Annotated in this window: 21 protein-coding genes and 4 pseudogenes; 8 read left to right on the forward strand and 17 right to left on the reverse strand. The window is 58.8% G+C overall.

Annotated features, from left to right (window positions below; translation table 11 throughout):
• Positions 1–21: 21 nt before the first annotated feature.
• Complete coding sequence (locus tag NKJ26_RS27560; RefSeq protein ID WP_352698462.1) at positions 22–864, reverse strand: ABC transporter substrate-binding protein; 843 nt, start codon at positions 862–864, stop codon at positions 22–24.
• Between the two features lie 219 nt (positions 865–1,083).
• On the opposite strand from NKJ26_RS27560, the gene NKJ26_RS27565 reads away from it, so the two are divergent.
• Positions 1,084–2,163, forward strand: coding sequence for a LacI family DNA-binding transcriptional regulator (locus NKJ26_RS27565; protein WP_352698464.1), 1,080 nt, complete (start codon positions 1,084–1,086; stop codon positions 2,161–2,163).
• Between the two features lie 1,223 nt (positions 2,164–3,386).
• On the opposite strand, the pseudogene NKJ26_RS27570 reads toward NKJ26_RS27565, so the two are convergent.
• Both NKJ26_RS27570 and NKJ26_RS27575 read right to left on the reverse strand, forming a co-directional pair.
• A pseudogene (locus NKJ26_RS27570) lies at positions 3,387–3,995 on the reverse strand (helix-turn-helix domain-containing protein); the annotation flags it as partial.
• A 380-nt stretch (positions 3,996–4,375) separates the two neighbouring features.
• Entirely contained in the window at positions 4,376–4,732 is a 357-nt protein-coding gene (locus NKJ26_RS27575) for a hypothetical protein (RefSeq protein WP_352698466.1), read from the reverse strand.
• Positions 4,733–4,807: 75 nt separating this feature from the next.
• Between NKJ26_RS27575 and NKJ26_RS27580 the strand changes: the two genes are divergently transcribed.
• The 4 genes and pseudogenes from NKJ26_RS27580 to NKJ26_RS33650 form a co-directional block, all read left to right on the forward strand.
• Positions 4,808–5,419: an ATPase, T2SS/T4P/T4SS family gene (locus NKJ26_RS27580; protein ID WP_502903215.1), complete on the forward strand. Its 612-nt coding sequence runs from the start codon at positions 4,808–4,810 to the stop codon at positions 5,417–5,419.
• 340 nt (positions 5,420–5,759) lie between these two features.
• Positions 5,760–7,579: pseudogene (locus NKJ26_RS27585) on the forward strand (type IV secretory system conjugative DNA transfer family protein).
• 31 nt (positions 7,580–7,610) lie between these two features.
• Positions 7,611–7,868 carry a hypothetical protein gene (locus NKJ26_RS27590; RefSeq protein ID WP_352698468.1) on the forward strand — a complete coding sequence of 86 codons (258 nt, stop codon included), beginning with the start codon at positions 7,611–7,613 and terminating at the stop codon, positions 7,866–7,868.
• A pseudogene (locus tag NKJ26_RS33650) lies at positions 7,865–7,970 on the forward strand (IS110 family transposase); the annotation flags it as partial. The gene NKJ26_RS27590 and the pseudogene NKJ26_RS33650, both read left to right, overlap by 4 nt.
• A 14-nt stretch (positions 7,971–7,984) precedes the next feature.
• On the opposite strand, the gene NKJ26_RS27595 reads toward NKJ26_RS33650, so the two are convergent.
• The 6 genes from NKJ26_RS27595 to NKJ26_RS27620 all read right to left on the reverse strand — a co-directional run bounded on the left by NKJ26_RS27595 (position 7,985) and on the right by NKJ26_RS27620 (position 13,976).
• Positions 7,985–9,478: a PAS domain-containing sensor histidine kinase gene (locus tag NKJ26_RS27595; RefSeq protein WP_352698470.1), complete on the reverse strand. Its 1,494-nt coding sequence runs from the start codon at positions 9,476–9,478 to the stop codon at positions 7,985–7,987.
• Positions 9,479–9,657: 179 nt separating this feature from the next.
• Complete coding sequence (locus NKJ26_RS27600; RefSeq protein WP_352698472.1) at positions 9,658–10,545, reverse strand: response regulator; 888 nt, start codon at positions 10,543–10,545, stop codon at positions 9,658–9,660.
• A 73-nt stretch (positions 10,546–10,618) separates the two neighbouring features.
• The gene (locus tag NKJ26_RS27605; RefSeq protein ID WP_352698474.1) at positions 10,619–11,083 is read right to left on the reverse strand and encodes a response regulator transcription factor; all 465 of its coding nucleotides are present in this window, start codon (positions 11,081–11,083) and stop codon (positions 10,619–10,621) included.
• A gap of 25 nt (positions 11,084–11,108) precedes the next feature.
• Positions 11,109–11,756: a response regulator transcription factor gene (locus NKJ26_RS27610; protein ID WP_352698476.1), complete on the reverse strand. Its 648-nt coding sequence runs from the start codon at positions 11,754–11,756 to the stop codon at positions 11,109–11,111.
• A 598-nt stretch (positions 11,757–12,354) separates the two neighbouring features.
• Entirely contained in the window at positions 12,355–13,356 is a 1,002-nt protein-coding gene (locus tag NKJ26_RS27615; protein WP_352698478.1) for an SLAC1 anion channel family protein, read from the reverse strand.
• Between the two features lie 335 nt (positions 13,357–13,691).
• Positions 13,692–13,976 (reverse strand): hypothetical protein, encoded by a 285-nt coding sequence (locus NKJ26_RS27620; RefSeq protein ID WP_352698480.1) that lies wholly within the window; start codon positions 13,974–13,976, stop codon positions 13,692–13,694.
• Between the two features lie 836 nt (positions 13,977–14,812).
• Between NKJ26_RS27620 and NKJ26_RS27625 the strand changes: the two genes are divergently transcribed.
• Both NKJ26_RS27625 and NKJ26_RS27630 read left to right on the forward strand, forming a co-directional pair.
• Positions 14,813–15,391 (forward strand): helix-turn-helix domain-containing protein, encoded by a 579-nt coding sequence (locus tag NKJ26_RS27625; protein WP_352698482.1) that lies wholly within the window; start codon positions 14,813–14,815, stop codon positions 15,389–15,391.
• A gap of 342 nt (positions 15,392–15,733) precedes the next feature.
• A complete protein-coding gene (locus NKJ26_RS27630) occupies positions 15,734–16,159 on the forward strand; it encodes a DUF983 domain-containing protein (RefSeq protein WP_352698484.1) in 426 nt (141 codons plus the stop codon).
• Between the two features lie 240 nt (positions 16,160–16,399).
• Here the strand turns inward: NKJ26_RS27630 and NKJ26_RS27635 are convergent, their stop codons facing one another.
• Positions 16,400–16,525, reverse strand: a complete 126-nt coding sequence (locus NKJ26_RS27635; RefSeq protein ID WP_352698486.1) for a hypothetical protein — start codon at positions 16,523–16,525, stop codon at positions 16,400–16,402.
• Here NKJ26_RS27635 and NKJ26_RS27640 point away from each other — a divergent pair.
• On the forward strand, positions 16,524–16,739 hold the full coding sequence (locus NKJ26_RS27640) for a hypothetical protein (protein ID WP_352698488.1): 216 nt from the start codon (positions 16,524–16,526) through the stop codon (positions 16,737–16,739). The two genes, NKJ26_RS27635 and NKJ26_RS27640, sit on opposite strands and share 2 nt — an antisense overlap.
• A gap of 33 nt (positions 16,740–16,772) precedes the next feature.
• On the opposite strand, the gene NKJ26_RS27645 is transcribed toward NKJ26_RS27640, so the two are convergent.
• The 7 genes and pseudogenes from NKJ26_RS27645 to NKJ26_RS27675 all read right to left on the reverse strand — a co-directional run bounded on the left by NKJ26_RS27645 (position 16,773) and on the right by NKJ26_RS27675 (position 23,162).
• Positions 16,773–17,408, reverse strand: coding sequence for a pyridoxamine 5'-phosphate oxidase family protein (locus NKJ26_RS27645; RefSeq protein WP_352698489.1), 636 nt, complete (start codon positions 17,406–17,408; stop codon positions 16,773–16,775).
• A 265-nt stretch (positions 17,409–17,673) separates the two neighbouring features.
• Positions 17,674–18,147: a nuclear transport factor 2 family protein gene (locus tag NKJ26_RS27650; protein ID WP_352698491.1), complete on the reverse strand. Its 474-nt coding sequence runs from the start codon at positions 18,145–18,147 to the stop codon at positions 17,674–17,676.
• 66 nt (positions 18,148–18,213) lie between these two features.
• A complete protein-coding gene (locus NKJ26_RS27655) occupies positions 18,214–18,963 on the reverse strand; it encodes an SDR family NAD(P)-dependent oxidoreductase (RefSeq protein WP_352698493.1) in 750 nt (249 codons plus the stop codon).
• Between the two features lie 140 nt (positions 18,964–19,103).
• Positions 19,104–19,884: pseudogene (locus tag NKJ26_RS27660) on the reverse strand (MBL fold metallo-hydrolase).
• A gap of 291 nt (positions 19,885–20,175) precedes the next feature.
• Complete coding sequence (locus NKJ26_RS27665; protein WP_352698512.1) at positions 20,176–21,087, reverse strand: alpha/beta fold hydrolase; 912 nt, start codon at positions 21,085–21,087, stop codon at positions 20,176–20,178.
• 182 nt (positions 21,088–21,269) lie between these two features.
• On the reverse strand, positions 21,270–22,256 hold the full coding sequence (locus NKJ26_RS27670) for an alpha/beta fold hydrolase (protein WP_352698494.1): 987 nt from the start codon (positions 22,254–22,256) through the stop codon (positions 21,270–21,272).
• Positions 22,257–22,340: 84 nt separating this feature from the next.
• Positions 22,341–23,162 (reverse strand): alpha/beta fold hydrolase, encoded by an 822-nt coding sequence (locus tag NKJ26_RS27675; protein WP_352698496.1) that lies wholly within the window; start codon positions 23,160–23,162, stop codon positions 22,341–22,343.
• Between the last annotated feature and the right edge of the window lie 12 nt (positions 23,163–23,174).

A 23,174-nucleotide genomic window follows, 5' to 3' on the forward strand; every position in this document is an offset into this window, starting at 1 on the left:
AAAGCCAGCGGCCGGGTGCGGCTACTTCTTGGGAAGATACTGGTCGGGCATCGGCGAACCGGGGAACCACTTCTCGTATAGTGTCTTCCAGGTTCCGTCCTGCATCGCCGCGTGAAGGGCGGTGTTCAATGCCTCGCGAAACTTGTCGTTGCCTTTGCGCAGCACGAAGCCCGCGGGCGCGTCGAAGGAAGGAATGTTGACCGCGATCGTCAGCCCCGAATAGCGCTCGCCATATTGTTTGGCGGCCTCGTAGTCCAGGAAATGCGCGTCGACGGTTCCGTTGTTGAGTGCTGAAACGGCGGAGTTGTTGTCGGGGAATTTGACGAGATCAGTTCCGACAAAATTCTTCGCCGCATAGATCTCTTGCAGTGTGCCCTGAACGACCCCGAGACGCTTGCCCTTGAGTCCATCCGCCGAATTTATCGCCTTGTCGGCGGTAAGTACCGATAGATAGCCTGCAAGATACCCGTCGGAAAAGTCGACGGTCTTCTTGCGCGCTTCCGTCGTACCGATTGCGGCGACCGCGACATCGAAACGTTCGTTCGCAACCGAAGGCATCAGCGCCGAGAATTCCTGGCCGGTGAAGATCACCTGGTCCGGCTTGAATCCAAGGCGGCTCGCGACGTTGCGGAACAATTCGATGTCGAAGCCGGTGAACGTGCCGTCCGCTTGGGTGAAAGCGTAAGGTTTGGCATCGCCCATAGTACCAACGCTGATGACTTTCGCATCAATAAGACCATAGGGATTGTCATCCGCGGCGGCGGCTCCCGAAACCAACCCAGCACCGATGCACACGGCCACAAGAGCCATAGCGCCAGTCCGGATCGGTGACATCAGCGACTTGAGAATTCCCATCCTGTTCATGTCTTCTCTCCACTCTGAAGGTCTGTTCTTCTTGGTATTTACGTCGAGCCCGCAATCTTGCGCCTGACATCGCCCGCGACCGCGAGACGTTTTCGTCACGGCCTTTCGGCTCGCAATTTCTAAAAGAAACCGGTCTCTTTATTGACTGAGACCGGTCTCTTTGATAATCGTTATCGTCAGATTGACCTTCCGTCAACAACTCTTGTAGTCGTCCATCCGATGAAAAGAACCGCACTCAAGACCCGGGCCATAACGGTCAGCGACGTCGCCCGCGCGGCAAACGTGTCGAAAGCGACAGCCGCGCGAGTGCTCGGCGGATACGGCGTCGTCAGCGATATGATCCGCGCGGATGTCCTGGCCGCGGCCAAGACATTGGACTACCGGCCGAACGAGTTGGCTCGCAGCATGACGACCGGCCGTTCCGGCATCATCGGGGTGGTTGTCGGCGACATCGAGAACCCGTTCTTCAGCCTCGCGGTGCGCGGCATCAGCGACGCCGCGAGGGCAGCCGGGTTCAACGTCATTCTGGCCAACTCCGGCGAGAGGATCGAGGTTGAAAAGGCGGCTGTGCGGCTGTTGATCGGCAAGCGCGTCGACGGTCTGATCGTCACGCCGTCGGAATCGCGTGACATCTCACACCTGCGCGACATCCATCGCTCAGGCCGGCCGCTTGCGCTGCTCGACAGGGCGCTGCCCGATCTGGATGTCGATACTGTCACGGTCGACGATCGTGGCATCGCCATGGGGGCGACGAGCATTCTCGCGGATGCCGGCCACCGCAACATCGCCTATGTGACCGCGGTCGACGCCGAAGGGCATGAATACCGCGATCTCGGGCAAATCTACACCTCCTCGGTTCGCGAGCGTATCAACGGCTTCCTCACCGTGTGCCGAAGTGCCGGAATTGATCGGCCGGAACGTTATGTTCGCCTTGGTGCAACAAGCCCTGCCGAAACGCGCAGGGTTGCCGACAAACTCCTGTCCGGACCAGATCGGCCGACGGCGATCCTTGCTTCCGACAGCGTCATAGCGCTGGAGATCTTCAAGGTGATCCGCCAGCGCGGCTTGCGGGTTCCCGAGGATATTTCGCTGATCACCTTCCATGATGCGGATTGGACGAGCGTGACAACCCCGCCCATCACCGTGATCGACCAGCCAGTCTATGCACTTGGCAAGAGTGTCGCGGAATTGCTCATCCGTCGGTTGAAGGGCGAAACACGATCGCCCGAACGGCTCATTTTGCCGACCACGATCATCGAACGCGGATCCGTAGGCCCGCCCTCGACCAGAGGGCGGTAGACGCCCAACCTCAAACGCCAGGTAACGCGGCAGCGGTTGCCCAAATGCCCGAACCCAAAAAGTCGAGCGCAGCGCATGCTGGCTGGATTCTTCGGCGGTATCGTCGAACGTGGGCTGATGCGCGTCACCGACGTCATGGCCTTTCCGCGCCTCGTCCTGGCTTCGCCTTCGTTGCCCTGATTGGACCCGGGCTCGTCAACGGCGCATTGGCGCTGGCGCTGACGAGCAGGCCCGCCTATGCGCGCCAGGCGCGCGTGGAGACGGCCGCATTGCGCCGCGACGATTATCTCGCTGCGGCCGAAATGGTCGGGATCCGCGGTGTCCGGCTGCTATAGGGCCATGTGCTGCCAATGCTGCTGCCGTCGGCCATCATCGCATCGCGCTTGATATGAGCGGCGTCATCCTTGCCGCCGCGGGTCTCGGCTTTCTTGGCCTCGGGATTCGGAGTCGATGGTGGCCGACGGCACCCAGGTCATCTTCGACCAATGGTGGATCGAGGCCGCTCGGGGCTTTTGCGATCTTTCTGAACAGCTTGGGCTTCAACCTGCTCGCCGACGGCTTGCGCGACATCCAAACCGATGACGGAGATAGCGCGCGACCAGCATGTCGCCTGGCGAGCGATCTCTTTCGATACCGCGGCCGCGCGCCGGTCAGTCTACTCGTGCGTAGATGCGGAAGGGTTTGGGGTCGGCAATGTGGGTGAGGAATGGCAGACAAGGAGGACCGATTTGTCCCAACGCTCCTGCTTGATTGGGGTAGAGGCGCTTTTGCCGGCCTTGAGAAACGCGCCACTGATGCGCATGCAAGGCCGGGAGGCCCGGCAGGGCACCTCGGAGGATATAGAAAAGAAACCTTTCACGCGGCTGATGGCGGGAAGCCGATCGGTCAGCTTGCATGTCGAGCTTCGTCGCAAGGCGATGATGAAGCACGGAAGATGCGCGTAGTCGCGACCGTGACTACATCAAGGTAAGTCGTTTTTCATGAGCAATCATCTTTGGTTGTCGGATGGCCTGCCAGGCTCGGCTCGATCGAAGGCGAGGGGGGTGAACGCAACCGCGATAGCGGTGCCGGATGGGCCGCCGCGACGATTGGGCCGCTGTCAGAGTTGCCGGCACAAACGACCCTTGCTCAGCCGTCGGGCAGGCCGCGACTACGCTTTGAAGACCTCAGCGGGTCAGCGACGGAGTAAAATGCTGTAAAGGCGCTGTGTGCCGGTTGGGCTGGGCTATCGGGCAACCATGCGCCTTCAGATAAAGCTCCAGGGCCTCGAAGTAACTGAACGTGCTCTCCGACTTCACAAAGCGAAGCTGCTGGAGTTTGCCGGTCGCGTCATCGATGAAAACGAGCAGGGTGCATGGGTCGCCGCGCTCCTCGAACCAACGGTGATCACTGCCGTCGATCTGCACCAGCTCGCCATAAGATTCCCGGCGCAAACGCGGCTGATGGAATGTCCGGCGCTGCTTGCGCGACAGCCAAATCCCAGCCTCCGCCATCCATTTGCGCAATGTCTCGCGCGACACGACCAGGCCGTGGTTCGCGGCCAGCTTCTCGGCCGCCAAGGTCGGGCCGAAGTCGAGATAATGTTCTCGGACCAACTGGATCGCCAACTCGCCGACGCCGGCGACATATCGATGGTTCGATGGTCGTCCTCGAGCCTTGTGCCGAAGTGCCGCAGCGCCTTCAGCCTGGAAGGTCTTCAACAGACGCTGAACTTGCCGAGCCGACAGTCCCAGCACCCGTGCGGCCGACACCATGGTCGTGCGCCGCTCCACAACTTTCGAAAGCACCTCAATGCGTTGCAGCTCGCGCTCGCTCATGAGGATCAATCCCATTCTGCCGTCTCCCTCGCTCGTTGACGAGCAGGGCGACATTCCTACTTTGCAGAATCAAGACATTTCTATTTTGCGGCAATAAACGTCAGTTCCATAAGATATCTTATGCGACTTTCACCAGTAAAAGTAGATATTTCTCGGTTATTTCAAGTATATCTGGCTCTCGCATCAACCTCTTTGGCAGTTCCATGGCGAATTAATATCAAATGTTGTGACAGTCTCTCCCACCATAAGCCTTGATGCGACGGATCTATATTACTTACTATCACCTCATCGCCCGATAAACCTGGAGGGAACACTCTGAACGCTTCTGCCACGCCGAGGTCCGACGCCGCGGTCAGACCATATCGCCCTTTGCTCGCCTGCCCTCTCGGGCGCATTCACTTGTGCGGCATGCAATAGACTCCCTCGGATTCCATCAGTACCGCGCCACCCTTCAACTCGCTCAGTGCGCCGACCCACGCTTCCGAATACGTGCGGCTGGCATCCACGGCCGTCAGCCATAGAACCCGGTTGTCGGCCAGTTCGACTTTAACTTCCTGCTGCAAAGGGCTTGCCTGCACAGTCTGTTGATAGTGGCGTTTGATCCTGACATTGCTGGCCGGGAACTCAGCTTCGCTGCTGCCGTAGTTCAGCACAAATCCGGTGTGGCCCTCAGCCACCGAGCAACTGCCATCACGCTCACACACGATTTTGGCAGCGGTCTTGCAGTCCCATTTCAGTGAAGCGGGCCACATCGGATTGTCCACGCTTGATCGCGGCCTGTCGCTCTGACCAGCCGCCGTCAACACTGCGCCTTCGAGAACACGGCGATGGGCGCCGGCTTGGCGCTTTCAACAGAAGAAAAGCGACTTGTGGAAATGCTGCACGACACGTCGCCGATGGACTTCCTGCAACATGCGGTGCGCAACCGCGTCTCCATCGTCGTTTCAGGTGGTACGTCAACCGGCAAGACGACGTTTTTGAATGCGCTCTTGAAGGAGATCCCGCCTCATGAACGGATCATCACGATCGAAGATACCCGCGAACTGAGGCTGCCGGCTCCCAACAACGTCACCCTGATAGCTTCGAAGGGCGACCAGGGCCTTGCAAAGGTCTCCGCGCAACAGCTGCTCGAGGCCTCGCTTCGCATGCGACCCGACCGTCTGTTGCTGGGCGAGTTGCGCGGCGCTGAAACCTTCGCCTTCCTCCAGGCGATCAACACCGGCCACCCGGGTTCGCTCACCACCGTCCATGCCAATTCCGCCCGGTCCGCCTACGAGCGGCTGGCGCTCATGGTCATGCAGGGCAGTACGGGCCTCTTACGAAGCGAAATCCTCGACTACTTGCGCGAGGTCATTCCGGTGGTCGTCCAGATGGTCCGCACTGAAGGCGGACGACGCGGCATCAGCGAGATCAAGTTCACCAAAGCCGAGACGATCTAGCGAGCCACCCATGCAGAAAGTCGCAACAGCAATTTTCATGATGTTTATGGCGCTGGCCCTGGGCGTCCTGCTCTTCACGGTCGCCTATGCCGCGACGGATTGGTACCGGACTGGCTCCCACGTTCTGTTCGATCAGCTGAACGCCAATCCCTTGCTGGTTGTTCGGCTAGCCTGGGCTGACGTGACCGCGAGAAATTTTGACCGGGTGCAATACGCCATTGCGGCGGGAGTTTTTGGGTTTCTCTTGCCACTGGTCGGCCTGTTTCTGATGCGCCCGAGAAAGCGCAATGACTCTCGCTTCATGACGATGAGCCACGTTTCAAAAACCGGGCTGACAAAAATGGGCGGCGTCTTCGTCGGTCGAGTGGGCGGCAGGCTTGCCGAAATTCTGTCGCCGGGCCGCGATCAGCGCTCCGGCAAGATTCGCTTGACGCAGCGCAAGGTGATCGGCGGCAAGAAATTGTGGATTGATGGCGATGATGTCGGCGGCTTCGTCATAGGGCCGCCGCGCTCCGGCAAAGGCACGTCTCTCATCATTCCGAACGCCTTGACCTGGCCGCATTCGCTCGTGGTTCTCGACCTGCGGGGCGAGACCTATACGGCGACTGCCGGCTACCGTTCAACCATGAGCCGCGTGGTGCGTTTCGCGCCGGCTGATCCGGACGGCAATACCGCATGCTACAATCCGATGGACTTCATCTCGCTGGATTCGGCGCAGCGCGACATCGACCTTCGCAACATCGCTGCGGCGCTGTTTCCGCGCCCGCCCTCAAATGCAGATCCCTATTGGGTTAATGACGCCCGCCTCCTTTTTACCGGCATAGCGTCCTTCGTCATGGAATCACCTGCGATCCCGAACGAGAAGAAGACCTTCGCCACAATCCTTGAGATCATGAACGGTGCGGAGCAGCCGCTCCTGGAGTTCATCGGCTCGCTGCGCGAGGAACGCCGACGCGAATGTTCGCATTTTACCCTGCAAACCCTGCTGCCATATTTTGAGATGTCTGAGCGGCAGTTCTCCGGCATCTACGTCGGCGTACGCACCGGCATGGCCCCTTTTCTCAACGAGCGCCTGATGCGAGCTACGTCGCGCAGCACGTTCGATATTCGCAAGCTCAAGCATGAACGGATATCTCTCTATCTCGACGTGCGGCGCGAGCAGATTACGTCGCTTGGACCGTTGTTCAACGTCCTGATCACGCAGATGATGAACTTCATGTCGGAAAGCCTGCCGCGTCCGGACAGCATCCGGTGCTTGTGCTGCTCGACGAGTTCCAGAACCTCGGCAACCTCGAGAATGTAACCGAAATGGCGAGCGTGCTCGGCGGTAACGGCGTTTCGATGTGGTTTTTCGTGCAGTCGCTGAAGGCTGTAGACGAGATCTATCGCCAGGAAGGTCGCAAGACGCTCATCAACGCTGCTCGCGTGCAGATCTTTTTCGGTGCGCAGGACGCTGACGATCTGCGATACGTTTCCGAGCAGCTCGGCGAAACGTCGGACGTGCAAAAGGACGTGACGCGCACCAAGGCAACGTTGTTCGACACCTATTACACGCGCTCGGTCCACCGCAAGGAAGTGCGCCGGCCCCTCATGCGGCCGGATGAAATCCGTACGCTCGACAAGAACAAGGTTATCATATTGCCGCGTGGGGAACTGCCAATCCTCGGCACGCGCAATTTCTATTTCGCCGACGGCCAGCTCGCCAAACGCGCGTTCATGCCCCTGCCCGCCTCTACCGACGTTTCGCGGACGAAAAGCCCGGCGTTGGACTCCTCTGCGGCGGTTCCATCTCCTGCGCTCCCGACGATTGTGCCGACAGCACCCGCGTACCGCTCAGGCCTCTTGCAGACCCGCCTGCGGCGCGGCGCGACATTTGCTGCAAAAGCAGGCCGTATGGCTCCGCCGCCGAGCCGGCGCGCAATCGCAAAAGAACGGCTGATGGCAACAGATGCTGCAGCGGTACCAGCTCATGCCGCCATAGATTTTGCAGCGTTGGCGGCCAAAGCGGTGACGTCACGCATAGCACCTGACAAAGAAGCGGCGCTTGCGGCGACGCTGAACAAGCTGCGATCTCTCCGAGCCCACGCATCCGACACCGAGGCTTTCGATAGGAATTTGAGCGTCGTCGAAGATACTTTGCCTGATGAAGTCGATGGATAGGTTATAGCATTCCGATGGGGCGGAGAAGTCATTGTCTATCGTGACCTGGTCGCCGCAATCCTCGACGACACATGCCTCAACAGGTGTCTCAAGAATCCGCGGCGCCGACTTCAATCGCAAATCCCGCGTCGATCGCGCTTCGCGCAACAAGATCGCCAAGTTCCCAATCCGTGAGTTCGCACACCGGAAACATTGTCCTCAAGATCTGACTAACCTCGGATATCGAAACGCATGGGTTGTCGACATTGTCGATCAGGTGCCGGACAATAGCCTGGCGAACGTACGGTGACGGCAGAGGGCCTGCCGGTGATCTGCATCGACGCGCATGCCAAAGCCGCGCTCGACATGGCCCGCGAACAAGACCGATGCGAACATTGCCGATGGCCTGGCGCGCTGCGGCAGGCTTCAGGGGGATGGTACTGTCCCCGGACCCGAGATAACGGGCACCGTGAATTGAAAGGCGGCACCTTTTGGAAAATTCGCGGCCGCCCACAATCGTCCTCCGTGAGCCTCGACGATTGAACGGCAGATCGATAGTCCCATCCCCAAGCCGGTCGACTTCGTCGTGTAGAACGCCTCAAAGGCTCGCTCCAAGGCGAGTTCGGGCAGCCCAGGGCCAGAGTCCCGCACCGCAACGAGAACGCAATCCTCCTCGGGTTCGGTGGTAATCAGCAATTCTCGACGGTGGTCACTCATTTGGCTCATCGACTCGACGGCGTTCATGATCAGGTTCAGCATGACTTGTTGAAGCTGCACGCGATCGCCTTGAACCGCCGGCAGGCCGTCCGCCAGCCGGATATCCAGCTGAACCCCATTTTTCGACACCTCACTGCGAGTGAGCCCAACAATTTCGGAAATCGCAAGATTGATTTCCAGATTGTCCTTTCGTGCAGGGGCCTTCTTAACCAGCGCGCGCGTCCGTTCAATAATGTCAGTAGCGCGCATGCCGTCGTTCACGAAGCGGTTGATCGCCTCTGTCGCGTGTACGATATTTGGCGGCTTGCGAGTGAGGCAGCTCAGCGCGGTCTCCGCGTTGAGGAGTGCGGCCGCGATCGGCTGAGTCAGCTCGTGGGCAATAGAAGCCGTGAGCTGGCCCAAAGTTGTAACGCGGCTCATATGAGCAAGGTCGGCCTGCGCTGTCCGCAAGGATGCCTCCGCGCGCTCAGCGCGAATGATTGCTGTTAGATCGGAGCCTGTGCCGCGATAGCCGCTGAATTCTCCGGCGGCGTCAAAGACAGGCTTGCCGCTGGCTTTCACGTACATCGGAGAGCCGGTGCCGTCCGCAGTGCAGAATACGAAGTCGCGAAACGGTTGGCGTGTGTCAAGGGTCTCAAGAACAAGCCGCCACTTCTCCGGTTCCGTTTCGAAGTCGAGAGCATGATCCCAGCACTTCGTGCCGATTCGATCCGCTGGGTCTGAACCAAACGCATTCTCGGTCAACAGCGTGTAATTGTAATCGGTACCGATTTCCCACAGCCAATCGGAGGCAGTTTCGGCGTAGTCTCGGAATCTCGCTGCGCTCTCCCGCAGCTCTTCTTCGGCACGCTTTCGATTGTTGATGTCCGTGCTGAATCCCGACCACTTGATGAATTGGCCGGCTGCGTCAAGAGAGTGATGAGCAAGAAACAGGAACCAGCGATATTCCCCGTCCGCCCCACGCAGACGAACTTCCGCTTCAATGGGCCCGCTTGACACTGGAACGCTTCGCCAACCGGCGAGAAGCCCGGGAAGGTCCTCCGGGTGGACGCGAGCCTGCCAACCTCGGCCATGTAAGTCTGCTAACGCCATACCAGTGTATTCGCGCCAGCGTTGATTCAGAAAGTCAATTTGTCCGTTTGGCGCGGCCGTCCATACAAGTCCGGGTAATTCACCAACGGCCCCGCCAAGCTCATCCTGCATTGCAGGTCCCTTCACGACCACGGCCGGCCGAAACGCGCCACCATACGAACGGTGATCGACATCGTTTAATATATGTCCTCCACTTAATATATGTTCGCCACCCAAGCCAGTGCGAATGGGTTCAAGTTGAGGTGAGCTGGAGATCTCAAAATGTGCAGCATACCAGAGACTTCGCTAAATCACGACCTCAACTGCCTCACATGCTCTGGTGACGACGCAGGTCGGAAAGCGGCAATGTCAGCAGCCATTGCAAATTTGATCGCGCTCAGGAGCTCCTCGTGCCGGACCGGCTTGGTGAGGAATTCAATCGCCCCCGCTTTCATGGCGCGCACCGACATTGCCACATCGGCGTGACCGCTTATGAAAATCAATGGAAGCCGCACCTTTGCCTTGGCCAGGTCGGCCTGAAAATCCAGTCCGCCGTGTTCGGGAAGCCATGCGTCCAGCACAAGGCAGCTTGGCGGCGAAGGACGATCGCTATCGAGGAAAGCGCGTACGGAGGGGAAAGCCTCAGCGCATAGGCCCGCCGACTCTATTAAGCCGACCAAGGCCTCCCTAATCTCGGGCTCGTCGTCTACCACAGCTACATAGGGCGCTGCGGTGCGAGACGGGGCTTCGGGACTCGGAACCAGCCGCAACCATTCCGGCACAGTCGCGTGTTCCGATGTTTTCTCCATAGGTGGAGGCGCCGCATTCTCTCTGACGTCATCGTCCGCGAAAAGGTAACCGCGGCCAGGAATGGTCTTGATCATATCTCCGTCCGACCCGAGCACCCTTCGCAGCGCAGCCATCTGAAATCGGAGGTTACTGTCGTCGACGATAGTGGACGGCCATACGTACTTCAGGATGCCATTCTTCTCGACGATCGTGCCACGCACCCGCAACAATGCGGTCAGGAGATCGAAAGCTCTGCTGCCGATCGGGACCGGACGACCGTCACATAGCAAGACACGCGATCGAGGCAACACGCAGAACCGTCGGAAACGCAAAGGGCGCTCCCCAAATGACTCCGGCTCCTCACCTGTCCGGCCGGTAGTCGTGGATATCTGCGATTCCGACCCGTGCATGTACGCGTCCCTCAGGCTTTCTTAAGATACTGCCTCTGACTTAATTAGATCTCCCGGATGGACTTCCATACAGTCAAGCCTTGCCGCGATTCAGGGCCGTGTTCACGGCGGCTAGGAGCTTATTGGCAGTGATCGGTTTCAGCAGCATCGCTACCGCTCCATTCTCCATCGCTGATTCGCGAAACCCATTTTCGGAGAATGCGGTGATGACAATCGTCGGGATCAGACGGCCTCTGGCGATCAGGCTCTTCTGAAGCTGCAACCCGGACATTCCTCCTAGCCTTACGTCAGTTATCAGACAGGAAACGGAATCGATGGAATTCGATGCCAGAAAGCTCTCAGCTGAAGCAAACGTGACGACCTCAAAATTGAAGGCCAATAGGAAACCTTGCAGCGCTTCCCTCACGCTGGCATCGTCGTCTACACAGGCGATCAGCGGCGCCCGCATCGTGGCTTCTTTTTGTTTCTTCACGTTGGCGATGATGGAGGGAGGATCGATATTCCGCAACTGGACGGGAGTCCGGCGCGCCTCGCTCATGGTGGTGGCGGAACTAGACTTTGGTCTAGATTCTGGTGGGCTTAGCTTGGCTCTGGCCCAAACCGTCAGCCATTCGTACGAGTTCCACGACCGAGCCAGCCTCCATCTTACGCATAACCTGGCCACGGTGAAGCTTCACGGTTGCCTCGGTCACAGCCATGGCGGCCGCGATCTGCTTGTTTTGCATCCCCGTGACTACGAAGGCCATAACCTGACGCTCGCGCTCGGTCAGTTTGCCAAATCTCGCCTGAATCAAAGCACGGACCTGCGCGTTTTTTCGCCGAGCTGAATCCTGTTCGATCGCCCGTTGCACGGCCTCGAGAAGTTCCTGCTCTCGCACCGGCTTGGTTAGGACTTCGACGGCCCCGGCTTTCATTGCCCGTACTGACATCGGTACATCGGCATAGGCGCTGATCAGGATAATAGGTCTGGCACTCTCTGCCTGGGCCAGCGCCTCCTGAAACTCCAGTCCGCTTTGCCCCGGCAGGCGAATGTCGAGGATCATGCAGCCCGGTGACGCCGGCCGCTTCGCATCGACGAATTCCTGCACCGAGCCAAAAGCCTCGACGTACAATCCCACGGATTCGAAGAGGCCATGCAACGCCTCCCGGACGCCTTTATCATCGTCGATTACGATGACGGTTGCCTTGCTCGGCCTAGAGGGCTGAGTCATGGACGCTCATCCCCATTTGCAAAATGCACCGTGAAGTGGAAACACTGCCACAAGCCAATTCTTGGACGCCCAAAAGCGCCCTCCGTGAAGAATGCCTCAACCATGTGGTCGGCGCCGGTAACGGCTCCAGCTGGTATTGCGACAAGCCCATTTGAGATGGTCCCGGGTCATTCAATGTCTCTTACAGCTCTATCTCCTTCTCCGGAAGGCCGATAGGCGGAACTCGCCTGGCGCTGTCCGCTTACGTCGCATTGTTCCGATGTCGACTTATGCGGCGAAGCTCATTTCATAAGGTCTCACGTGTGCTCACGCGCGCTCTAACTTTCGAACTGGCCTACGATGCTCCCGCACGGTCGCGCGGGATCCTCAGCGGAGTATTCGAGTGGCTATCAGAGCCGACTTCCGCGAATGTCCGTTGCGACTGTGACCTTCCCCCTCGCTGCTCTCTGCAAGGTGCTGGTCCCGGAGTTCGTTCTCGACAGCCGTGTGATGATCCTCTCTTTCGAATCATGGCCTCGGCACAGAATTCCTGACTTCCTTGCTGACACGTTGGCACCGAACGGGATCGTCTCCGAGATCGCCCCCGCGAGCGCGCTCATCAGCTGCTCAGGGTCCTCAGTTCGCCGAGCGCGATGCCCGCCAATGTGCGGATGAGTAGCCACACAATGGTCACCGTCGCGAACGCCAACAGCATGAGAGCGATAGCGTCCGTAAGCCACCCGGGCTCTGCTTGAGCAAATCGCAATGCTGCAATTGCTGATGCTGCCAAGGGAAAGCTCACGGCCCACCACGAGACTCTGAATGGACAGCAGATCGGGAGATAGCGCAACCTTCCGACCAACACGACAAGCAAGAAGAGAGTTGTGACATACAAAGCTTCGGCGAACAGATCGACTTTTCCGACCGTCGAGACATACGCTGAAAAGCCAACCGAAAATGGTGCCACAAGGATCATCAGCGACGGCTGCAGTGCGTCAGCCATTGGGGGCCCAAACACCAGCCGGGAGAAAATGATCGTAAATAGCGGAACGGCGAAAAACAGACCGACTGACAGCCCTAGAACCATCACGCCATGCATGGGCGGTAAATTGAGCAAAGGGACGGCAAGCGGGACATCCAGCAAGCCGACGACCGGCACTATCCATGCCGGCGTGGCATGGACGATCTCTTGGCGATTATTGATCCAGCGACTCACAATCGACAACGCAAAGACAAGCATGCCAAACGCGCCGATCGCCCACATTGTCTGAGCAAGCGCCAAACACACGGGAGCGAGTACGAGTGGCAGCAATAGCAAACTAACAAGCAATGTGCCGAACATGGTGCCCGCAGTCGGATGGCGCAATTCGGCTTGAACCTTATCTGGCGCAATCGAGACCTTCACAGCGTATCCGACCGCCACCATTACGAATGCGATCACAGCGAACCCACCGACCCATATCGAAATAAACATGGGTACCTCGAATCTTACGTGAGCAAGGCGCCAGGCCACGCTGAGGCCGGTCAACCCCATAACCCCACCGAAGAGTGCGAGCGGCAAAGATTCAAGCGCACGCCAGCCAGCGATTGATGCATCTGGCTTCAAACTATTGTTTTGCATCTCGCTCTTCCGCAATTGCCCCCGGTATATGCCGTGCTGCGATCGAGGACTGGAGTTCCGTGATCCTGGAATGAGGAGGCGCCACGATTTGCTCCCGCTTAGCTATTGCGGAGTGGAGGCTGACGTCTTGTGCACAGTCCCAGTCGAATTCTTCGAGGCTCACAGCAACGGGGCGTTCACTTGAATGCGGTATGCAGCCAAGGGCCTCTGCCAAACATTTCGCTTTTTCGACAATTGTCGGCGGTAGCGGCTCCGCTATGAAGTCGATGATGGCAGGTGCCGTGGCCCGCCATCAATCAATCGTACCAAGAGGGCTTCAGCCAAGCCAGGGAAAGTCACGAGCCGGCAAGCGCGTTCAGATCCGCACAGAACTCGGCATAGGGCTTGCTCATAGCCGCGTCCTGACACTCTTTCATCATTTTCTCGCGCTTGGCTTTCGGCATCGCCATGAAGGTTGCCCCGAATTTCGCATTCGGAATGGAGCCAGGGTAGGCTTTCATGGAACCGGTGGAGAACGGCTGTGTGGCGAGAGGGTCGTAGACGTCCAGCGCGCCGGCAAAGGCAATTCCACCGGCGGAAAGAGCAAGTGCTGTACCGATATAGATAACCTTGATGTTCATAGTATCGTCCTAATCTGGGCTTCAGCGACCGTCCCATTGACGGCCGTCTGTTGTTGGCTAGGGTCAGCCGGACCGGCGCTGGCACCAGGTGTGCACGCCTCCGCGATGGCCTGAGCGACTTAGCGCTCCAAGCTCGCCAGACTGATGTTGACGAGCTCTGAGCAAATAAGCATCGCCAGTTTTGCGGATCGCAATCTTCACCGCACCTTCGAAACAGACCGACCAGCCAGCGGCGAGGACCCGCTCCTGATAGGCGCCACTGCCATGAGGCGAAACCCTGACGTCCAAGTGGCTGTGAGTGCTGCGGGGCACGCCGGCGTCTCGATCCCCATCAGTGTGGCGTTTGCTGGTATGCCGTGAGTTTCTTGTTTGCGCCATTTTAAGTTCATTCCAAATGACTTGCTATACATCGACCACCACGCCCTAGTTCGTGAAGGATCATTAAAATCTAGATACGGCATTAAGAGCTGTTGGATATTTCCTATTCGGATGGGATTTTGGCTATATTTCTGGAAGTGATAAATTCTCAGGATTAATGCGGAGGGATCGCATCTTAAGAGGCACTTCGTCCATCGAGGGGAGGTGGTAATCTGCCGCCCGATATATCGCGTCGATGGCTGCAAGCGGCTCGGTGGCACTTTCGCGCGGCCGCACCGGCGGCCCGTTTGTCTGCTGAGAAAGCGCACTGAAGCGGCCGGAAGGAGGCATCACAACCGCTAAATTCTAGCAGCATTCCACAAGGCCTAACGGGCGCTTCTCTGCGATCTCTGATTGAGTAATCGGGCACAACGAAACAGGACCGGCCGCAACTCGCGACGGCTCACTGGAGATGTCTGATGAATACGCACACGAGCATCTACTCAAAGGCCACCAGTCAAACAGAGTTTTCAGTTGAAGCGATGACGCTCCTCGATGACGTCCGCAGAGCGATAGGGCGAAATACCGAGGCCGGACGCGTTGCTGCCTTGCGTTTGGTCACGCTCTTTACTCTACCAACGACGGCAGAATCGGCGCTCGTTCGCGGCGGCTTGGCGCCTTGGCAGATGCGCAGGCTGGATCGCTACCTCAGAGAGCATCTGGAGCGGCCTCTTCGCCTGGAGAAGCTCGCCGAGCAGGTCCGACTAAGCGTCAGTCACTTCTGTCATACCTTCAGAGAAAGCTTTGGGACGAGTCCGCACGTCCACATTACGCGCCTGAGGTTGGAATTGGCTCAGCATCTCATGCTGTCCACAGACGACCCGCTAAGTCAGATCGCGCTCGAGTGCGGCCTGTCAGATCAAGCGCACCTTTCGAAACTCTTCCGGCGCGAGTTAGGCGACACCCCAGGCGCGTGGCGTCGGCGAAACCTCACCGATGGTCAAGCCGAAACCAGCCGCCCTCATCCAATCGGAAGCCAATCCGCCGGTGCAGCATGAACGGGGCACCATCGGAACCCCTTGGTCCTGCACTGCGTTCGGCCAAAATCGGTGTCAGAAGACGCGAGACAACGGACGATCGGCACAACAGCATTTTGGAGGCTCGTTGGCTTCTTGCTATACCCGTTTCGCTTTTGCTTACGGTGCTTTTGGCTGGTTTCGTGCTCACCTGATCGTCAGGTCAGCGTAAAAGGCGATCAGCAGGACCCCGATGGCTGAGTGGCGTCGGGGCGAAGCTCAATAAAATCCAACAGCCTTAATCGCTGTCAACTTGCGGAAGTCCTGGATTTTTTGGTTCGCTGCGCGGGCGTGAAACGTCCCGTTCCTTAGAGGAGAATGGACATGGCTGACGCGAGCTATTCCCCGACCACAAACCCGATGCTCACCGGGATCAAGGGGCTTTGTCCCCGCTGCCAAAAAGGCTCATTGTTCGCCGGGTATCTGAAGCTGGCGCCTCGCTGCGAGGTTTGCGATTTGGACTACTCGTTTGCAGACCCGGCTGACGGCCCAGCGTTCTTTGCCATGACAATCGCGGCGGTTCCGGCGCTGGCATTTGGTATCTGGTTTCAGACCAGCTTCGGGCTGCCGCTGTGGGTTCACGGCCTCACAACATTGCCGCTGACGATTTTCAGCTGCATAGCACTGCTTCGCCCGCTTAAGGGGTGGCTCGTGTGTTCGCAGTTCTTCCACAAGGCGCACGAGGGCTTGATAGATCTGGAATGGCACGCCGATGCTGCGCGCAGAGCGGCGAAAGCAGAGGACGCATAAAATTCGCAACCGGATACGGTGCCGAAGCACCTAGTCGCGTGCGACAGCCGTCGCGACCAACAACGCTTTATCGCGTCATCAGCATTGAAAGGTTTCCCTCACGCCTGGACTATTCGCGCTCCGCACAATGGCGAGGAGGATCCGATGATGATCGGCCCGCTGGTGGCGCTTTCCAAGAGACAACACGGCGCAGGATCAGCGCCCGCATGATGAGCTCGCCGAGGCTGGCTTCCTGAACCATCAGGTCACGCAACATCCGGAGGGAATGACGAACGCCTCGACCGGCGCGGGCACCTCGGCATTGACCAGCGACGGGCGAGCCGAAAGCTGCGCCAGTTCGCCGTCGAAGCTGGCTGCCCGGGCCATGGCTGACAATCGTCTCGCCCCCCAAGGCCTTCCTGGTGATGTCCGCTTTGCCGGACAACACCACAATCAGGCCGGGCGCCACATCGCCGGCCTTGATGATGTGCTCGCCGGCAGCATAGGCACTGGCTTCGGCTACCCGGCGCATCGGTGGATATCCGCTTTCACCAGCCCCGGGAACTTCGGAGTGGAAGATCGGCACCTCGCCGGCGGCTAGAACTAGGCCGAGGATCGCCGCTTCCGACGTCTGCTACTTGTTCTGCATCCGTCCACTCCTCAATGCGTTCGCTGACGATGGCGGCCCGCAATTGTTGGAACTGCCCTCCATGTGACTCGCGAAAGCCGCCGCAATCTCGTTTTCGGTAAAGCGGGGCGTTATGTGTTGCGGGCAGTTCCAGTCGAAGGCCTCGACCTTGATGAGCATCACGCGTTCGACCACTGCAGCATAATCCGCGATTGTCAGGCTTGCCGTGAGCGCCGTATCATCTCGGGTACCGATGACATGCATTCGACCGAATATCTTGAGACGGCGCCTGTTCGGATAGTCCATCAGCAACAGCGAAATACGGTCGACCGTGGCGACGTTGCCGGTGGTAATGTACTGCCGGTTGCCCCGGAAATCCGCAAAGCCCAGAGTCTGTTCATCAAGGACCTTCAGGAATCCAGCCGGCCCACCGCGGAACTGCACGTAGGGCCATCCGGTTTCGGAGACCGAAGCAATGTAGAAGCTGTCGCGCTCGGCGACAAACTTGATCTCATCTGGCCCAAGCTGGCCGTTAATATCGGAGCCAGCTTGACGACGAGCATAAGCGCTGCGGCTGCCCATCGTTTGCTGCACGGACTTCACTGCGTCAGTGAACGCGATTTCGGCGAATTTGTGGGCCATTCATTGCTCCCTGCGAGCCGCTAGACGGTTGGCTAGATGGCACGAGAATCGGCTGATCTGGCAGATTCTTGGGTCCAACTTTGAGATCTTCCTTGCTTCCCGGAAGAGCGAAAGGACGGTCGCGCCGTCACGCACTGGTTGCCGATCGGGAGGGAAAGGTCGGCCCGTTGCCGAGTTCAGTCTTCTGGCCGATGGCGGCTCGCGCATTCGAAGCTATGTTCGCGGAGGATCTCGGCAACGACCGGAATGACGCGTTCCCCGGTGATTACAATCCTAAATCCGACAGGCTCGGATGATCGGCCGGACGTGGTCCGGAGCGGTCCCAGAAGAATTTGCATTCTGAATCCTGAATTGGCAAATCATTGATGCAGGCAAAGCGCTTTTGCATCAGGCCGTTTTCATCGAATTCCCAATTCTCATTGCCATAGGCGCGGAACCAGTTGCCGGAATCGTCGTGATATTCATAAGCGAAGCGAATGGCGATGCGGTTGTCGGTGAAGGCCCAAAGTTCCTTGATCAGCCGATAATCCAGTTCACGCACCCACTTGCCGGTCAGGAAGGCGACGATAGCCTCGCGTCCCTGCACAAAAGTCGAGCGATTGCGCCAATAGCTGTCAACAGTATAGGCGAGCGACACGCGTTCGGGATTGCAGCTGTTCCAGCCATCTTCTGCACCGCGAACCTTCTGGATGGCGGATTCGCGGGTGAATGGCGGCAGCGGCGGGCGTTGTTCAGGCATGATCCTTCTCCTTTCAGTTTCCGATTGGTAGGCGGTTGTCACGGTCCCAACGGCGTAACCTGAAACCTAGATCTGCGCGGAGCCGCCATCCACAAACAGCTCGCTTCCTGTGACGAAGCTGCTGTCGCTGGAAGCAAGGAAGAGGGCTGCGCTTGCGGTTTCGTCGGGGTCAGCGAGACGCCCTAATGGCGTTCTTGTCGACACGAACCGGATCATCTCATTGTGTGCCTCCTCGGATGGCGCGAGCTCGTGCCAGCCGGGAGTGGAGGTGGCGCCGGGAACAAGTATATTGACGCGGATCCCTCGGCCGGCCAGATCAAGTATCCAACTGCGCGCGAAGTTGCGGATTGCTGCCTTGCTGGCGCCGTAGACGCTGAACCCAGGCGTGCCAGTGGTCGCAGCGGTCGATCCGGTAAGGATGATCGAACTGTCGTCACGGAGAAGCGGCAGCGCCTTCTGGACTGTGAAGAGCGTGCCTTTTACGTTGACTCCAAAGGTTCTGTCGAAATGCTCTTCCGTAATAACGCCGAGAGCGGAAAATTCGCCGCCACCTGCGTTGGCGAATAGAATGTCGATGGCGCCGGCTTCATCCTTCACGATCTCAAAAAGGCGGTCGAGATCGGCTAGGTTCGCTACGTCACCTTGAATGCCTCGCGAATCATTGCCAACTTCGTTGATCGCCGCATCGAGTTCCCTTTTTCGGCGGCCGGTCATGAATACACGGGCGCCTTCCGCCGCAAACCGTTTTGCCGCGGCCAAACCGATGCCGCTCGTTGCGCCGGTGATCACTGCGACTTTTCCGTTGAGTTTGCCCATTACGAAATCTCCTGATCCAAGTTGGTCGCGGCGGCGATGAATAGAGGCAGTGTGTGGTCCCAGCCTGCGGCTGGCGGCCAAAATTGTTCAACGGCGCTCATGTTTCAACCGAGCAGACGCTCCGAAATCCGATTTGGCGATCAAACGCCTTCGTAGACCAACCGGGTGAAAAAACCGGGATCGATCACGAAGTTGCCCCACTTGCCGTCGAACGCAGCGGTAGGTTTGGCCACCACGGTTTCGTCGCGCGTTCGTCCCTGGCGCTTCAGCTTCGCGACATTCTCCCGGATCGCGACCAGCATGTCGCGAAAGTCCTGGAGCTCCGCTCTGTTGCTGACCGGATGGCCGTGACCCGGAATGATGATCGTCTTGCCGGTTGCCGCTGCGAGATTAGCGTCGGACGCAGCGATCATTCCGTCGATGCTGCCGCCCGTCGAATAGTCGATGAAAGGATAAATGCCGTTCCAATAGGTATCACCGACATGGACGATATCTGCTTCGCCAAACGTGACGGAGATGTCGCTGTCGGTGTGCGCCGCGCCGCAACGTTTCAGTGCGATGGACGCCCGGTTGAGCTGCAGATCGCGCCTGTCGGCGAACACTTCGCCTGGTAGCCCATCCGGGAGCAATGGCAGGAAGTTATAGTCCCATTCCTCGACGCGCTGGGTCTGTGAGAGATAATTGCGGGTGTTTTCGTGAGCGATGATTTTCGCTCCGGCCGAGCCCACCCATGCATTGCCGTCGGTGTGATCGAAATGCCAGTGCGTGTTGATCAGATGTGTGATCGGCTCGGGGCCGAGATTGGCGAGCGCCCTCGTCATTTGAGGGCGGGAAACCCCGATGCCCGGCATCGACAAGCGCCTTGCCGTCGGGTCCAGTGAGGACCGCAACGTTGCCGCCGGAACCCTCAAGCACACTCACGTTGCCGCGCAATTTGTGGGTGCCTATGGGCGATGCGGCGGCACCGTCCTTGATCAGGCTGACGATGCCGCGTGCCTCGGAAAATGCTTCCCGAGGTGTAAGCCAGCCGCCGGTAACAGCGCCGGCGGAAGCGGCCAGGCAGCACAGGCAAAAGCCGCGACGCGAAAGTAAATTCTGGCGGGCGTACATGATTGTCCATCCTTGATGTGCGTCATGTCTTGTTTGTGCCTTTTCAGGCCATCCGCTGGCGGCCGTAACGCCGCCAGCGCTCAGATCGCGGCTGACGCCGGCTCAGTTAGTAACCACCTTGCGGTCCAGGAAGTCCCGGATAAGCGGAACCATCTCGTCCAGCTTGTCTTCGAGCGCGAAATGCCCGGTATCCAGCAAATGAAGCTCGGCTCCTGGCAAATCACGAAGATATGGGCCGGCGCCATCGGCGGGGAAGATTTTGTCGTTCTTGCCCCAGACGATCAGCATCGGCGGCTTGCGCTCGCGGAAAAATGCCTGGAATTTCGGGTAGAGTGGAACGTTGCTGCCATAGTCGTGGAAGAGATCGAGCTGAATGTCCTTGTTGCCGGGACGGTCGAGCAGCACCTGGTCATGTGCCCAATTGTCCGGGTCGACCCGGGAAACGTCGGCTACGCCGTCCGTGTATTGGAATTTCGTGATGGCAGGCGTGACAAGGAAACTCAGCGCCTTCCGATGCGCGGCCGAACCGTCCGCCCAATAGGCCTTGATCGGATCCCAGAATTCCTTCAGGCCCTCCTCGTAAGCGTTACCGTTTTGCACGATCAAGGCGGTTACCCGTTCGGGATGTTTGAGCGCGAGCCGGTATCCGACCGGAGCGCCATAATCCATGACGTACATCGCGTAGTTGTTCGCGCCGAGTCGCCCGAGCAAGCCATCCACCAGATCGGCGTAGTGCGCGAAGGTGTACGCGAATTTGGTGTGATCAGGTGCCGCGCTCTCGCCAAACCCCGGGTAGTCGGGCGCGATCACGTGATAGCGGTCGGCAAGCGCCGGGATCAGATTGCGGAACATGTGTGAAGAGGTCGGGAAGCCGTGAAGCAGAAGCACAACCGGCGCGTTAGCCGGCCCTGCCTCACGATAGAAAACGTCGACGCCACCGATCTTGACGGTGTGGTAGTGGGTGGTCGAGTCCACGGTCTCAGCCGCAGCACTTGCAGGGGCGTTGACCATCATCGGCATTGGGCTCGAGGAAAGCAGTGCAGCAGCGAACACCAGCGCGGTGCGGCGGGTATTGAACGTGAACATTTGATCTCCTTTGTCCGGCGGCTGCCGGGATTGTTGAGGAAAGGCGCTACGCGGGCACGCGGTTGCCCGCGTAGCCCAGTCAACGGCCTGTGGGGGGAGGATGCGGCGAGTCAGGCCGTTTTGCGTATGAAGGCGAGGAGCTCCGCGTTCACCTCGTCTTTGTGTGTCGTGCATAAACCGTGCGGTGCACCTTTGAGCACCTTCAGTTTCGCGTTCTTGATCAGCTTCGACGAGAGCAGAGCCGAATCCGCGATCGGGACGATCTGATCGTCGTCGCCGTGCAGCACGAGCGTCGGCACGTCGATCTTCTTCAAATCCTCGGTGAGGTCGGTTTCGGAGAAGGCCTTGATGCAGAAGTAAGACGCCGGGAAGCCGGCCATCATGCTCTGGAGCCAGAATGACTCACGGACTCCCTCCGATATCTTCGCTCCTGGGCGGTTGTAGCCATAGAACGGAAGAGTGAGATCCTTCCAGAATTGCGAGCGATCTGCGAGAACGGCTGCGCGCAACTGATTGAATGCTTCGACCGGTGTGCCGCCCGGGTTCTTCTCCGACCGGAGCATGACTGGCGGAATGGCACCAATCAACACGGCTTTGGCCACTCGTCCCGTGCCGTGCCGACCGATATAGCGGGTGACTTCACCGCCGCCGGTGGAATGGCCGACATGGATTGCATCCTTCAGATCAAGCGCGGCGGCGAGTTCGGCGAGATCGTCGGCATAGGTGTCGAGGTCATTGCCGTTCCAGGGCTGGCTGGAGCGGCCATGTCCCCGGCGATCATGTGCAATGCAGCGATAGCCGTTGGAGGCCAGAAAGAACATCTGGTCCTCGAAGGCATCGGAGGAAAGCGGCCAGCCGTGGCTGAACACGACAGGCTGTCCCGAGCCCCAGTCCTTGTAGTAGATCTCGGTGCCGTCCTTGGTGGCGAGAGTATCGCCGGTTAGACCCTTCTGAGGTTTTTTGGCGGCCGCCCGAGCCTCATTTCCACCCGGTACGATGGGGAGACCCATGACTGACGTTGCGACCAGCCCGGTCGCTCCTATCAGCACGACCCGGCGCGACGCAGAGGCAAGGAAGCCGGAAGCTTTCTCGGTCATTGATTTGTCCTTTCGAAATCGGGCAGAATTCACCCAGAGCGCCGGGCGGTTGTTTTCTGCGAAGCCGCGGAGTCGGATTTTGCGTCAGGACTTGATGAAGGCGAGCAACTCGTCGTTCACCCGGTCCTTGAGGGTGGTGCACATTCCGTGCGGGGCGCCTTCATAGACGACGAGTTTCGCGTTCTTGATCAGCTTCGACGAGAGCAGAGCCGAATCCGCGATCGGGACGATCTGATCGTCGTCGCCGTGCAGCACGAGCGTCGGCACGTCGATCTTCTTCAAATCCTCGGTGAGGTCGGTTTCGGAGAAGGCCTTGATGCAGAAGTAAGACGCCGGGAAGCCGGCCATCATGCTCTGGAGCCAGAATGACTCACGGACTCCCTCCGATATCTTCGCTCCTGGGCGGTTGTAGCCATAGAACGGAAGAGTGAGATCCTTCCAGAATTGCGAGCGATCTGCGAGAACGGCTGCGCGCAACTGATTGAATGCTTCGACCGGTGTGCCGCCCGGGTTCTTCTCCGACCGGAGCATGACTGGCGGAATGGCACCAATCAACACGGCTTTGGCCACTCGTCCCGTGCCGTGCCGACCGATATAGCGGGTGACTTCACCGCCGCCGGTGGAATGGCCGACATGGATTGCATCCTTCAGATCAAGCGCGGCGGCGAGTTCGGCGAGATCGTCGGCATAGGTGTCGAGGTCATTGCCGTTCCAGGGCTGGCTGGAGCGGCCATGTCCCCGGCGATCATGTGCAATGCAGCGATAGCCGTTGGAGGCCAGAAAGAACATCTGGTCCTCGAAGGCATCGGAGGAAAGCGGCCAGCCGTGGCTGAACACGACAGGCTGTCCCGAGCCCCAGTCCTTGTAGTAGATCTCGGTGCCGTCCTTGGTTCTGATCATGCTCATGGTCCTGTCCTT

The organism is Mesorhizobium sp. M0152, assembly GCF_040322415.1.
Lineage (GTDB): Bacteria > Pseudomonadota > Alphaproteobacteria > Rhizobiales > Rhizobiaceae > Mesorhizobium.